The sequence below is a fragment of the Microbacterium halophytorum genome (assembly GCF_002970975.1).
Taxonomy (GTDB): Bacteria; Actinomycetota; Actinomycetes; order Actinomycetales; family Microbacteriaceae; genus Microbacterium; species Microbacterium halophytorum.
Map to the genome: position 1 here is coordinate 322,300 of NZ_KZ672983.1, position 13,191 is coordinate 335,490.

Genomic DNA, 13,191 nt, shown 5'->3' on the forward strand with positions numbered 1-13,191 from the left:
TTCCGACCCACCCGCCCCTCCCCGCACACATCCGAGGAGAAACCGCAGAAACCAGGACGATCTCACGGAATCCCTCCTCGATCCCGTTGTTCCTCCTCGATTCCGCGCGGCCTGCCGAGAGGTGCACATGACTTCGCCCGTCGGCACCGTCATCGTCGGCGCGGGCTTCGCCGGGATCGCCGCCGCCATCGCGCTGAAGCGCGCGGGCGCGACCGACTTCGTCATCCTGGAGCGCGCCGAATCCGTCGGGGGCACGTGGCGCGACAACCGCTACCCCGGCGTCGCGTGCGACGTTCCGGCACACCTGTACGCGCTCGAGTCGCACCCGTGGCCCGAGTGGTCGCGCACGTTCGCGCCGGGCGATGAGATCCGCGCATACCTCGAGCGCGTCGTCGACGCCGAGGGCCTTCGAGCGCACATCCGGTTCGGCCACGCGCTGGAGGACGCCCGATGGGACGGCGACCGGTGGGAGGTCCGGACGGGCGTCCGGACCTCCGGGCTCGGCGACGGCCGAAGCGTCCGCACCGACCCACGCGAACACGCGCCCAGCGACGGCCGGGACATCCGCGCCGACGCACGTGACCACCCGCCCGGCGCTACCGGCGCGGGTGGTGGCACGCGGAAGCGATCAGCGGGCGAAGCGAGCGGCGCCTCCGCGCCGAATCAAGCGCCCGACGCCGCACCCGACGGTGCATCCGACGACGCCAGGGGGCTGCGCCCTGCCGGGCTCGGCGGCGCCCGGATGCTCCGCCCTGCTGGGCCCGGCGACGTGCTCGCCGGGGCCGCGAACGGCACCGCCCACCCGGCGCCCGGACGCGGCGGGACGATCCGGGCCGAGCACCTCGTGCTCGCGTGCGGGCGGCTCTCCGAGCCTCGCATCCCGCACGTGCCGGGGCTCGCCGGATTCCACGGCCCCGTCTTCCACTCTGCGCGGTGGCCGGATGGGCTGAGCGTCGCAGGCAAGCGCGTGGCGGTCGTCGGGACGGGCGCGAGCGCCGTGCAGTTGGCCCCCGCCCTGGCCGACCGCGGCGCCGACGTCACCGTGTTCCAGCGCACCCCCGCGTGGATCATGCCGCGCGGCGACCGCGCCCATACCGACGCGGAGCGCACCGAGTGGCGCGAGACCGCTGGCGCCCTCGCCGAGGTCCGTGCCGAGCTGTACGCTGACGGCGAGGCACGGTTCGCGTCGCGCTCGGGCGACGCCGCGGCCGCTGGGGCCGCCTCCCGGGCCGCGCTCGCGCACCTGCATGCCGCCGTCGAGGACCCGCACCTGCGCGCCGCGCTCACGCCCGACTACGCGTTCGGCTGCAAGCGCGTGCTCCTCAGCGACGAGTTCTATGCCGCGATCGGCTCAGGCGCCGTGCGCCTGGAGCCGAGCGCGCTGGCCGCCGTCGACGACGGGAGCCTCGTCGCCGCGAGCGGTGCGCGCCACGACGCCGACATCGTCGTGCTCGCGACGGGCTTCCGTGCCACGCGCCAGTCCTACGCCCCGCTCGTCACGGGCGAGCACGGCACGACCCTCGACGAGCACTGGTCGGGCGGCTTCACGGCGGTCGCGTCGACGCTCGTGCACGGCTTCCCGAACCTCTTCGTGCTCGGCGGCCCCAACGCGACGCTCGGCCACAACTCGGCCGTGCTGCTGCTCGAGGCGCAGGCCGCCCTGGCCGCCGACCTGATCGCGGATCGCGCGGGCGCGCCCGTCCGCGTCTCGGCGGAGGCCGAGCGGGAGGCGACCGCCGAGGTCGATGAGATGGCGGCGGGCACCCCGTGGCTGACCGGCGGCTGCCGGAACTGGTACGTCGACGAGCGCTCCGGCCGGCTGACGCTCATCTGGCCCAGCACCGTCGCGGCGTTCCGCGAGCGCCTCGACCGCGTGCGGTCGGCGCTTCTCGCGCCCACGGCATCCGGAGGGGCCCGATGACCGCCAGGCTCGAAGCGGCTCCGCCCCGAGGTCTGTCGCGGACCCACGGCTGCATGCGGACCACAGCGGCGCCAAGGCTGCAGGATGCGGACATCCGGCCAGTGCCGATTGTGGCCGCCCGCTCGCCGCACCGCTCCGACGCCCGCCGCCTCCTGTCGGCACCGCCCAACGCGTTCGCGCCGTCTCCGCTCGCCCGCTTTCATCGAATGAGCGGGATGATCGAACCGCACCCGCCCCACGAAGGAGTGTCATGACCGTTCCCGTCCGCTTCGGATACAAGGCGTCGAGCGAGCAGTTCGGGCCCCGCGAGCTGCTCGAGTTCGCCGTGCTCGCGGAGGAGGTCGGCTTCGACTCGGTCTTCCTCAGCGACCACCTGCAGCCCTGGATGCATGACGGCGGCCACGCCCCCGCCGCGCTCCCCTGGCTCGGCGCCGCCGCCGAGCGCACATCGCGCGTGCTGCTCGGCACGAGCGTGCTCACGCCCACGTTCCGCTACCACCCGGGCGTCGTCGCGCAGGCGTTCGGCACGCTCGGAGCGATGCACCCCGGCCGGATGATCCTGGGCCTCGGCACGGGCGAGGCCCTCAACGAGGTGACGCTCGGCCTCGAGTGGCCCGAGCCGCGCGAGCGCTTCGCGCGGCTGCGCGAGGCCGTGGAGCTCATCCGGGCGCTCTGGGCCGACGAGCGCGTCAGCTTCGACGGGGAGTACTACTCAGTATCCAACGCCACGATCTACGACCGGCCCGAGACGGAGGTGCCGATCTACATCGGCGCCGCCGGCCCCGCCACGACGCGCTTCGCGGCGCGCGAGACATCCGGATGGATCACCACCGGAGGCAAGGCGCAGGAGCTGTACACCGACAAGCTCATCCCGGCGTTCGAGGAGGGCCTCGTGCAGTCGGAGCGCACGCGCGACGACGTCGACACCATGATGGAGGTCAAGGTCTCGCTGCGACCCGACCGCGCGCAGGCGCTCGAGAACACACGGTTCTGGGCGCCCCTCGCCCTCAGCCCCGAGGAGAAGAGCGGCGTCGACGACCCCCGCGAGATGCAGCGGCTGGCCGAGGGCCTCCCGATCGAGCGCGCCGCGAGCCGGTTCATCGTCTCCGACGACGTCGAGGAGCACATCGCGGCGATCGAGCGGTACATCGACCTCGGCTTCCGCCACCTCGTCTTCCACGACCCCGGCCACGACCAGGAGGCGTTCCTGCGCCTCTACGGCGAGCAGGTGCTGCCGCGCCTCCGCGAGCGCCACGGCGCGTGAGTGGGAGCGTGCCGGGAGGCATGATCGGGGGCTTCACGGGCCCGGATGCGGCGCGCGGCGCCGCGGATTTGTGCCGTTGTCGAGGTACCAGCGCGGAAACATCGACAACGACGCAAATTCGAGGGCAGGCGGGTCAGGCGTGGTCGCTCGTCATCCCGGTGAAGCCCGCCGCCGTCGGGAAGTCGCGCCTCTCCGTGCCCGGCATCGATCGCGAGGCGCTCGCCCGCGCGATCGCGCTCGACACGATCGACGCGGCGGCGCGCGCGACGTCCGTCACCGAGGTGGTCGTCGTGACCGATGATCCCGGGGTACGGGCTGCCCTCGTCTGCGACGCCGCCACCTTGACGAACTCCCCCGCGGCGCGTGCGGTGACCTCGGCGCACACCGCCGCCGAAGGCGGGATCCAACACGCGCAACCCGACGACGCACCCACCCGATTGGGAGCCCCAGAAGCCGGGCCGCAACGCACGCATCCGGATGACGCACATTCGCAGAGCGCCGCCGACTCCGCCTCCGCATCCTGGCCGCGGCACACGCACCCCGACGTGGCACGCACGCTGAACGCCGCGCTCAGCGGCTCGGCGGCAGACACGGCAGCGCCCACCGCGATCCCAGGCCCGCATCAAGATGCCGCACGCGCGCGGATCACGCTCGTCGACGACCCCGGCCGCGGACTCAACCCCGCGATCGCGGCTGGGCTCGATGCGGCGACCGCGCCGCTGCGCGCCGCGATGCTCGGCGACCTGCCCGCGCTGCGGCCCGCCGCCCTCGACGCCGCCCTCGACGCCGCAATGCCACTCCCCTCCGGTGCGGCACGCACCGCTGACGCGACTTGCGACGACGATTTGTGCGGTTGTCGAGGTATAAGCGCCGATACGCCGACAACGGCGCAAATCCGTGAGCGACCGACGCCGCGGGCCGTCGCCGATGCCGATGGCACGGGCACGACGCTGCTCGCCCATGCGCATCCGGATGCCCTGCGCTTCGGCGCGGATTCGTATGCGCGCCACCTCGCGGCCGGCGCCGCCCCGCTCGACGTCGCGGTGGGCTCGTCGCTGCGGCAGGACGTCGACACCGCCGCGCACCTCGCCGCCGCCCGCACGCTCGGCCTCGGGCCGCGCACCGCCGCGCTGCTGCCCTGACACGACCACACGCGACCGCTGAGCGCGCGGTCGGCGTGCGCGCTTGCCCTGAGAAGACCACCGGCTCCACGCGACAGAGCGCTCCGAACGCCGCACAGCTGCCCAGAGCGGACGGATGAGCGAGTCTCCCGGAACGCCGCGCCGCGCATCCGTACCCCGCGTAGCCTGATGGGCATGAGCTTCAACGACGACGTGATCCTGTCCTTCCGCGCCAACGGCGGGGTCGTGAAAGAACCGGTGGACTGGGGCGACTCCCTCGTGCTCGTGCACGTCATCAGGAAGGACGGGAGCGAGCGCGTTCTGCCGCTGCGCGGCGTCGTCACCGACGACGGCTGGCACGTCACGGCCACCGCCGCCGGCGCGCCGAAGAACCCCGGGTGGGTCTACAACCTGCGCCGAATGGACTCCACGACGATCGAGGTCGCGGGGGACGGCGGCGCCGAGCCTGTGCCCGTGACCGTCACGGAGCTGACGGGTGCGGAGCGCGACGCGATCTGGGCTCGGTACCTGGAGATCCCGCCGTTCCCGAGCTACGAGGAGAAGTCGGGCGGCCGCGTCTTCCCGATCTTCCGCTTCGCCCGCGCCTGAGGCCACCGGGCCAGGGCTGGCCTGCCGACGCAGGCCGAGCGGATAGGATCGGACCCCGAACGCGCCGGATCGGCCGGCGGTCGGGCGGACGGGAGCTCGCATGGACTGGGGGCTGGCGCTCGACCTGCTCGGCACCTTCTTCTTCGCGATCTCGGGGAGCCTACTGGCGGCCAAGCGCGGCTTCGACATCGTGGCGTCGCTGCTGCTCGGCTCGCTCACCGGCCTCGGCGGCGGTGTCGTGCGCGACCTCATCATCGGCCGGCCGCCGCTCGCGTTCGACGAGCCGGTGCACTTCATCCCGCCGTTGCTCGCGGCGATCGTCGTGTACTTCATGTCCAGCCACGTGCAGCGCTTCTGGCGCACCATCCTGACCTTCGACGCCGTCGGGCTCGCGGTGTTCTGCACGACGGGCGCCGTCACGGCGCTCGAGTTCGCCATGAACCCCGCCGCGGCGCTCCTGCTCGGTGTGACGACCGCGGTCGGCGGCGGCCTGATGCGCGATGTCGTGGCGAACCACGACCCGCAGCTGTTCAACCCTCGCGACCTCTACGCCGCACCGGCCTTCCTCGGCGCCGGGCTCATCGTGCTGGTCTGGCATCTCGGCTGGTACAACGCGATCTCGCTCTCCGTGATCACGGCGGCGGTCCTGGTGTTCCGCCTGCTCTCCCTGAAGTTCCGGTGGCGCGTGCCGGGCGCCCACCTCGACCGCGCGAAGTAGGGTGAGCCGCCGCGGAGGCGGGGCTTCCGGCGTTCGGGCGCGCGGGCTCGCCCGGCCCCGCCGTGCCCTGATCGCTGCTGTACCGGACGCACACGGGTGGACTGGACTCACGCCCGCGATTGCCCAGCCGCGCGGCCAGCCGCTCGGCGACCTCGCCCGGCGGCGACGCGCGCCGCGCAGTCTCGGCCGGGCTCAGCTGCGTCGCGCGGAGCGGGCCGATCCGCGCGTGATCGCGACGTAGCGGCCGGGCCTGTGGTTCACAGCGATGATCAGGTTCATCACGACGATGCCCAGCGCCGACGCGAGCACCACGGGCCAAGGTGCGATCGCGAGGGAGGCGAGCACGACGCACGCGTCGCCGACCATCATCACGTATCCGGCGCGCCAGCCCACCCTCTCCTGCAGGATGAGCCCGACGATGTTGAACCCGCCCATGCTCGCGCCGTGCCGGAACAGGATGATCACGCCGACCGAGGCCACGACCGACCCGATCACCGCCGCGTAGAACGGATTCAGGGCGATGTCACCGAGCGCACCGATGCCGCTGAGCGCGTGGAACGACGCGAAGACCGACACGAGCGCGATCGCCAGCGCGCTGCGCAGCACGAATCCCCACCCCTTGCTGCGGATCGCGAGCAGGAAGAACGGCAGGTTGATCGCGAAGAAGAGAGCCCCGAACGGGATCGGTGTCGCGTAGTCGAGCAGCAGCGTCAGGCCGGCCGTGCCGCCCGTGACGACCCCGCCGGCGCGCAGCAGGAACAGCCCGATCGACACGACGATGGTGCCGCAGAGAATGCCGAGGACGTCATCCGCAACCGAGTGCGTCGGTGCCGGGTGCGGGACGGGGATCTCGGAGGTCACTCGATCGAGTGTGCATGAGGCGAGAGAAATGCGGAAATGGGCTTCCCTCGATTGAGCAGAATGTCGTGCTGAGCGGCAGGCCCGGAGGAGTCGCCTGGCACAATCGCTTCCCGCCCGGTGTTCCGGCGCAGGCACCGATCGTGTCGATGACGCCAGCCCGCCGCCTCACTTCGCGGGGACGAACTCCGTCGCGCTGCCCGTGACCGTGATGCCGCCCGTCTCAGGGATATCAGCGACGAGCAGGCTCGGCCGGCCGACGTGCGCTCCCTGCCGGATGCGCACTCGGCCACCCTGGGGCACACGACCGATCGCGCGCAGGTACGCGCCGGTCGCGGCGGCGGCCGAGCCCGTCGCCGGGTCCTCAGAGATCCGACCGACCGGGAACAGGTTGCGAGCCTCGAATTCGTCTTCGTCGAGGCGCGACAGCACGGTCACCGTGCCCTCCCATCCGGCCCGGCGCATGAGCGGAGCCAGTACCCGCGGTGCGAACCGGAACTGGTGGAACAGCTCGCGGTCCGCAAGGACGAGCACCGGATGCCTGTTCCCCGCGAAGGCCTCCAGCGCGGGGAAACCCTCCGCGATGTCGCTCGCGACGAGACCGAGCACGTCGAGGAGATCCGCGTACGCGCCGGCATCGATCTCGCGCACGCTCGGCTCCACCGAGGTGAACGACGCGGTCACGACACCGAGCTCGTCGATGCCCGTGACGATCTCGACAGGGCCGGCTGTCGTGGCGAACCTCAACCGTCGATGGCCGCTGCGCTTGGCAATGGCAACCGCTGCCGCTACCGTGGCGTGCCCGCAGAACGGCACCTCCGCGGCGGGCGAGAAGTACCGCACGGCGACCTCCGCCGCGCCCTCGACGCTCTGCGGAACCGACATGTCGGTCACGAACACGCTCTCCGGGTATCCGAGCCGAGCGGCGATCGCGAGCATCTCCGCGTCCGTCAGGTGGGATGCGTCGAAGACGATCCCGGCGGGGTTACCGCCCTCTGGCGTGAGGGCGAAGGCGGTGCTGTGCAGGATCTCAGGACTCATGGTGGCACCACGCTATCGCATGCGCACTCCCGCCGCGGGCGCCCTCGATCAGCGCCCCGGCGGGCCCTGGAGCGCGCGTTCGAGGAGGCTCTCGGCCGTGACGGTCGCCGGGTCCCACCGCGATTCCATCCACCAGGTCGCGCCAGCTTCCTCCGCGGCCCGCGCCTGTTCGGCGGCGACGGCGGGGTCGGCGTCGAGGCGCCCCTGGAACACGACCTCGAAGCCCGTCGCGTCGACGCGGTTCTCGGCGATCCATCGGTTCAGGTCGGCGATGTCGCCGGGCGAGGGTTCGGCGTCCTCCGGCGAATCGCCGCGCACCTGCGGCACGATGCCGTCCCACCGCAGAGCCCGGGCGAGGCTGCGGCGCGGCGGGTTCTTCGCATCCCACACGGCGACGGGCCAGACCGGGATGCGGCCGCGCACGGGAGCCTGCGGGAACTGGAAGGGCCCGGTCTGCACGGCGGTCCCCTCGTAGGAGAACTTCTCGGTCGACCAGGAGCGCTCGAGCCACGCGAGCGTCTCGTCGAGGAGCCGGGCGCGATCGCGGAGGGCCTCCGGCTGCTCAGGGACCGACGTGAAGGCGTGGTCGATGGGCACGCCCATGCCGACGGGCAGCACCAGGCGCCCTCCCGAGAGGTGATCGACGGTCAGCGCCTGCTGCGCGAGCTCCCACGGCCGGCGCCGCGGCACCGCGAAGATCATCGCGCCGAGCGTGATGCGCTCGGTCGCGGCCGCGACGGCGCCGAGGAGCGCGAACGGATCCCATGTCGGGCCCGCGTCGAACTCCCCCGCGTCGAGGCTGATGCCGTCCCACGTGAAGAAGCCGTCCCATCCGGAATCTTCGCAGGCCCGCGCGAGGCGCACCTGCTGCTTGGGGGTGCCGTAACTGCCGATGAATCCGAAGCGCATGCCATCAGGCTAGGCGCCCCCTCAGACATTCGGGAGGGCCGTGCCTCAGCAGCCGGATCGGAACCGGCCGTCACGACCCTGCGGGTGTGCGTCCCCGTGGAAGAACGCCGCCGCAGGGGCCGGGCGCCTGCTCCGTCACCGACGGGTCCGCGCATCCGGGTTGGAGCGACCACCTGTCCGCCCGCGCGACCCCTCAGGCCGCGGCGGCCGCCTTCGCCGCCGCGGGGAGCGCATCGGCGATCCGCGCCAGCGCCGCGTCGTCGTGGGCGGCGGTGACGAACCAGGCCTCGTACACGCTCGGCGGCAGGTTCACGCCCGCGTCGAGCATCGCGTGGAAGAACGACGTGAAGCGGTGCGCGTCCTGGGCCTTCGCGTCGTCGTACGAGACCGGCTTCTGCTCCGAGAACGCGATGCCGAAGAGCGAGCCGACCCGGGAGATGGAGTGGGCGACGCCCTCCGCGGCGAGCGCGTCGGTCAGCGCCTCCGTGACGAGGTCGGCGGCGCGGTCGAGGTGCGCGTAGACGTCGTCGGTCGCGCGCTCGAGCGTCGCGATGCCCGCGGCGACCGAGAGCGGGTTCCCCGAGAGCGTGCCGGCCTGGTAGACCGGGCCCGACGGCGCGAGCTCCTCCATGACGGAGCGTCTGCCGCCCAGCGCCGCCAGCGGCATCCCGCCGCCGACGACCTTGCCGAACGTGAACAGGTCGGGCTCGTACGCTTCGCCTCCGGAGACCTGCAGGCCCCAGTTTCCCGCGGGGTGCACGCGGAAGCCCGTGAGCACCTCGTCGACGATCAGGAGCGCACCCGCGCCGTGGGCGATGTCGGCGAGGCCGGCGTTGAAGCCGACGGGCGCCTCGACGACGCCCATGTTGGCTGGGGCGGCCTCGACGATGATCGCGGCGATCCGCTCGCCGTGGGCCGCGAACACCTCGCGCACGGCGTCGAGGTCGCCGTAGGGCACGACGAGGGTCTGCGCCGCAACCGCCTCCGGCACGCCCGCGGTGCCGGGCAGAGCGAGCGTCGCGACGCCCGAGCCGGCGGCCGCGAGCAGGCCGTCGGAGTGGCCGTGGTAGTTGCCGTCGAACTTCACGAGCAGGTCGCGGCCGGTCGCGCCGCGGGCGAGCCGAATGGCCGTCATCGTCGCCTCGGTGCCGGTCGAGACGAGGCGCACCTCCTCCACGGGGCTGAGGCCGCCGGCCGTCACGCGCTGCGCGATCAGTTCCGCGAGGCGCGATTCCGCCTCGGTCGGTGCGCCGAACGACAGCCCGCGCGCGGCCGCCTCCTGCACCGCGGCCACGACATCCGGATGCGCGTGCCCGAGCAGGGCGGGGCCCCACGTCGCGACGAGATCGACGTACTCGCGGCCGCCGGCGTCGGTCACGTACGCGCCGCGCGCCGACTGGAGGAAGCGCGGAGCCCCGCCCACCGAGCCGTACGCCCGGACGGGCGAGTTCACACCACCGGGGATGACCTGCCGGGCACGGGCGAACAGTTCCTCATTGCGATCCGTCATGGTCCCATTCTTCCCGACGGCCGCCGCACGGTCGCCGATGCCGCCGCGCACTGAGAATGCCGCGAAGTGCGCTGATCCCACGATCTCAGAGCAGTGCGCGGCATTTTCTGCCGCCGCCGGGGCGGAGCGCGCCTCAGGCCCGCGGGTCGACCCGGAAGGTGCAGGCGATCGCCGTCTCGGCCAGCATCGCGTCGACCGACGAGCGGCTCGCGCCCTCGTACTTGCGCTCGATCTCCGCATCGATCGCGCCTTGCACCGGGTCGTCCGCCGGCACCGGCTCGAGCGCGACGTCGACGCGCGGCAGCACGAGCGCGGCGTCGCGGTCGCGCTCGGCGATGCTCCCGTCGCCGTCGACGAACGCGACGGGGCGGCCGGCCACGACGTGCTTGTACCACCACGCCGTCTCGCCGAAGACGGAGCGGACGTACGGCACCCCGTCGATGACCATCGACCAGATCGGCGTCGCGACCGGGTCGCCGTTCTGCCGCGTCGTCACGACCGCGACGACCTTCGTCTCATCCAGCAGTTTCACCACGCCTGCGAAGCCCATGGCACGACGGTACCGCGGGTCGCAGTTGCTGTGGGCCGCTCCGCCTCCCGCCCGGGTGACCCGCCCCTCACACACTCCGGTTACGCGAATCGACCTTCCGACCGCGTGCGGAGGTCGATCCGCGTCACGGGAGTGGCGGCGCCGGCCAGCGTGCGCCCCGGGGTGGGAACGGCGGCCTTCCGCCGGGCGGCCGCGCACGCGACGATGGTGGGACGTCACCATCCGGAAGGAACCCCATGGCGAGTTACACGCACGGCCACCACGAATCCGTCCTGCGGTCGCACCGCTCGCGCACCGCCGAGAACTCGGCCGGCTACCTGCTCCCCCACCTGCGCCCGACCGATCGTCTGCTCGACGTCGGCGCGGGCCCCGGCACCATCACGGCCGACCTCGCCGGCGTCGTCGCGGAGGTCACGGCGACCGAGATCACCCCGGATGCCCTCGAACTGAGCCGCACGGAGGCCGTCGGCCGCGGGGTCAGCAACATCGACTTCGTGGTCGCCGACGTGCACGCACTCCCGTTCGCCGACGACAGCTTCGACGTCGCGCATGCCCACCAGGTGCTGCAGCACGTCGCCGACCCGGTGCAGGCGCTCCGCGAGATGGCGCGCGTCACGCGCCCCGGCGGCATCATCGCGGTGCGCGACAGCGACTACGGCGGGTTCTGCTGGTGGCCGCAGCTGCCCGAGCTCGACACGTGGCTCGAGCTGTACAAGGAGGCAGCCCGAGCGAACGGCGGCGAACCGGATGCCGGGCGCCGACTGCTCTCCTGGGCGCACGCCGCCGACCTGAGCGATGTCACCGCCACCACGAGCACCTGGTGCTACGCGACGCCCGAGACCCGCGCATGGTGGGGCGGCATGTGGGCCGATCGCATCGTCGACTCCGCGATCGCCCGCCAGCTCACGTCATCCGGGCTCGCGACACCGGATGAGCTGCGCGAGATCAGCGAGGGCTGGAAGCGCTGGGCGGCGGATGACGATGGCTGGTTCTCACTCCTTCACACGGAGCTGGTCTGCCGGGTGCCGTAACGCCTTCGTATGACGCGGATTACCGTTTCTTCGCGCGAGAACGGCAATCCGCGTCATACGAAGCGCGCGTCAGCGCGAGTACGACCCGACGACGCGGTTCTGCTCGATGACGGCGTCGGCGTAGTCGCGCAGGAACTCCTCGCGGGTCGGTTCGCCCTCGACGCGGCGGCTCAGGGCGTAGACCCAGAAGTAATAGCTGTGGTCGCCGTGGCCGGCCGGGGGCAACGGTCCGGAGTAGCCGGCCTCGCCCTTCGTTGTGACGCCCTCGCGACCGGATGCGGCCGTGAGCGTCGCCTGGTCAGGCGCGATGCCGAAGACGGTCCAGTGCGTCCACCCGTGCGGAATAGGGGCGTCGGGGTCGTGGCAGATCAGCGCGAGCTCGACGGTTTCCGCGGGCACGCCCGACACCTCGATGACGGGTGCGACGTCCTCGTGCTCGGCGGCGAACCGGTCGGGCATGCGCGTGCGGTCAGCGAAGTCGGGAGTCGTGACGGTGATCGTTCCGGGGAAGGCCATGGGGTTCTCCTCTGCGTCGATGGGTCCTTTTCGATCATGCCTGAGATCAGAGCCGAGGCGCGTTGTCCATCGATTCAGTTCTGATCATGGATCACATTCGTCAGCGCCGTCCGCGCTCAGCATCACGCGGTACTCTGCGAATGTCAGTGGTTCGCGATGAAATCGGATGAACTCACCGACCGGAAGGATCCGACGATGGCACCCGTGATCGAACTCAAGCGCCACGACCTCGAAGCCCGCAGGTCTGACCTGCTCGCCGAAGTGGGGCTCAACACGTACGAAGAGTTCGTCGAGCGCTCCCGGCGACGCGCTTTCAGCGATGCCGACTGGGCCATCCGCGACGAACTGGATTCGATCGCGTATCTGTTGGGTGCCGACGAGCTCACCGACTGATCGTGCTCGTCGGGCAAGCGCAGCAGTTCGCGGCCGAGCTTGATCTCACGATCCGATCCGTCTTCGACTGCGAGCCCAATATCCGCGCGCAGCATGCCGAGGGTGCGTCGCGGATCCTCGTCTCGGCCTACGACCCTGGTGGCAAAGAATCCCTGCTCAAGATGCCGCTCCGTGCGCACGGGCAGATCGTTGCACATTGGACGTTCTACGCGATGGTCGACGCCTCGCATGACGGCCACCTCCGCATCGATGAGCTGCGGATGAGCTTACTGACCGCACACCGAGGTCTGCGCGACGCCCCGATCGTCAGACTCGAGTATCAACGACGCAATACGCGCGCCCCCGTAGCGCATTGGCAGTTCCACGCCGAGCGTGGCGATCTGTCATACGCCCTCGCTCGCACGAGCTTGGGCACGAAGAACGAGGGCGCCCCACGGTCCCTCCAAGACCTGCACTTCACCACAGGGGGCCGACGGTTCCGCCCCGTGCTCGAAGACTTCCTCCAGTTCCTCATTGAGGATTGCGGCTTCGATGCGCTTCCTGGCTCGCGAAACACGCTCGCCGCCGGGCGCGAAGCCGCGCGGCGGCGCCAGGCCCGAACAGTCGCACGCGACTTTCCGCACGAGGTCGCCGGGGAGTTGCGCGTGCACGGTTGGAAAGTCGAACCACCTGACGGCGCCAAACCTCCCGAAAACTCCGACGTGCTGCGCGAGTACTGAGCGGCGGACCTCGGCGTCGGAGAGCGGCGGC

The 13,191-nt window shown here is 71.8% G+C and carries 15 protein-coding genes; 8 read left to right on the forward strand and 7 right to left on the reverse strand.

Features of this window, described 5'->3' with window-relative positions:
• The first annotated feature begins 127 nt into the window (after nucleotides 1-127).
• Nucleotides 128-1,921: a flavin-containing monooxygenase gene (locus C0010_RS04320; RefSeq protein ID WP_232531714.1), complete on the forward strand. Its 1,794-nt coding sequence runs from the start codon at nucleotides 128-130 to the stop codon at nucleotides 1,919-1,921.
• 250 nt (nucleotides 1,922-2,171) lie between these two features.
• A complete protein-coding gene (gene fgd, locus C0010_RS04325; RefSeq protein WP_105565826.1) occupies nucleotides 2,172-3,185 on the forward strand; it encodes a glucose-6-phosphate dehydrogenase (coenzyme-F420) in 1,014 nt (337 codons plus the stop codon).
• 133 nt (nucleotides 3,186-3,318) lie between these two features.
• Here the strand turns inward: fgd and C0010_RS14885 are convergent, their stop codons facing one another.
• Complete coding sequence (locus C0010_RS14885) at nucleotides 3,319-3,462, reverse strand: hypothetical protein (protein WP_158685292.1); 144 nt, start codon at nucleotides 3,460-3,462, stop codon at nucleotides 3,319-3,321.
• Between the two features lie 4 nt (nucleotides 3,463-3,466).
• On the opposite strand from C0010_RS14885, the gene C0010_RS04335 reads away from it, so the two are divergent.
• The 3 genes from C0010_RS04335 (at nucleotide 3,467) to C0010_RS04345 (ending at nucleotide 5,633) form a co-directional block, all read left to right on the forward strand.
• The gene (locus C0010_RS04335; RefSeq protein ID WP_158685294.1) at nucleotides 3,467-4,327 is read left to right on the forward strand and encodes a glycosyltransferase family protein; all 861 of its coding nucleotides are present in this window, start codon (nucleotides 3,467-3,469) and stop codon (nucleotides 4,325-4,327) included.
• 174 nt (nucleotides 4,328-4,501) lie between these two features.
• Entirely contained in the window at nucleotides 4,502-4,915 is a 414-nt protein-coding gene (locus C0010_RS04340; protein ID WP_158685296.1) for a nitroreductase family deazaflavin-dependent oxidoreductase, read from the forward strand.
• A gap of 100 nt (nucleotides 4,916-5,015) precedes the next feature.
• On the forward strand, nucleotides 5,016-5,633 hold the full coding sequence (locus C0010_RS04345; RefSeq protein ID WP_105565830.1) for a trimeric intracellular cation channel family protein: 618 nt from the start codon (nucleotides 5,016-5,018) through the stop codon (nucleotides 5,631-5,633).
• A 192-nt stretch (nucleotides 5,634-5,825) separates the two neighbouring features.
• Here the strand turns inward: C0010_RS04345 and C0010_RS04350 are convergent, their stop codons facing one another.
• From C0010_RS04350 to C0010_RS04370, 5 genes are all read right to left on the reverse strand, one after another.
• Nucleotides 5,826-6,494, reverse strand: coding sequence for a YitT family protein (locus C0010_RS04350; protein WP_232531715.1), 669 nt, complete (start codon nucleotides 6,492-6,494; stop codon nucleotides 5,826-5,828).
• Between the two features lie 165 nt (nucleotides 6,495-6,659).
• Nucleotides 6,660-7,532 carry a PhzF family phenazine biosynthesis protein gene (locus C0010_RS04355; protein WP_105565831.1) on the reverse strand — a complete coding sequence of 291 codons (873 nt, stop codon included), beginning with the start codon at nucleotides 7,530-7,532 and terminating at the stop codon, nucleotides 6,660-6,662.
• A 48-nt stretch (nucleotides 7,533-7,580) separates the two neighbouring features.
• Entirely contained in the window at nucleotides 7,581-8,441 is an 861-nt protein-coding gene (locus C0010_RS04360) for an LLM class flavin-dependent oxidoreductase (RefSeq protein ID WP_105565832.1), read from the reverse strand.
• A gap of 193 nt (nucleotides 8,442-8,634) precedes the next feature.
• A complete protein-coding gene (gene hemL / locus C0010_RS04365; protein ID WP_105565932.1) occupies nucleotides 8,635-9,951 on the reverse strand; it encodes a glutamate-1-semialdehyde 2,1-aminomutase in 1,317 nt (438 codons plus the stop codon).
• Between the two features lie 133 nt (nucleotides 9,952-10,084).
• Nucleotides 10,085-10,501 (reverse strand): DUF2255 family protein, encoded by a 417-nt coding sequence (locus C0010_RS04370; protein ID WP_158685297.1) that lies wholly within the window; start codon nucleotides 10,499-10,501, stop codon nucleotides 10,085-10,087.
• Between the two features lie 236 nt (nucleotides 10,502-10,737).
• Between C0010_RS04370 and C0010_RS04375 the strand changes: the two genes are divergently transcribed.
• On the forward strand, nucleotides 10,738-11,532 hold the full coding sequence (locus tag C0010_RS04375) for a class I SAM-dependent methyltransferase (protein WP_105565834.1): 795 nt from the start codon (nucleotides 10,738-10,740) through the stop codon (nucleotides 11,530-11,532).
• Nucleotides 11,533-11,601: 69 nt separating this feature from the next.
• Here C0010_RS04375 and C0010_RS04380 read toward each other — a convergent pair whose 3' ends face one another.
• The gene (locus tag C0010_RS04380; RefSeq protein WP_105565835.1) at nucleotides 11,602-12,048 is read right to left on the reverse strand and encodes a YbhB/YbcL family Raf kinase inhibitor-like protein; all 447 of its coding nucleotides are present in this window, start codon (nucleotides 12,046-12,048) and stop codon (nucleotides 11,602-11,604) included.
• Nucleotides 12,049-12,243: 195 nt separating this feature from the next.
• Here C0010_RS04380 and C0010_RS04385 point away from each other — a divergent pair, with 195 nt between their 5' ends.
• Together C0010_RS04385 and C0010_RS04390 are read left to right on the forward strand one after the other, a co-directional pair.
• On the forward strand, nucleotides 12,244-12,441 hold the full coding sequence (locus C0010_RS04385) for a hypothetical protein (RefSeq protein ID WP_158685299.1): 198 nt from the start codon (nucleotides 12,244-12,246) through the stop codon (nucleotides 12,439-12,441).
• 2 nt (nucleotides 12,442-12,443) lie between these two features.
• A complete protein-coding gene (locus C0010_RS04390; protein WP_105565837.1) occupies nucleotides 12,444-13,160 on the forward strand; it encodes a hypothetical protein in 717 nt (238 codons plus the stop codon).
• The last annotated feature ends 31 nt before the right edge of the window (nucleotides 13,161-13,191 follow it).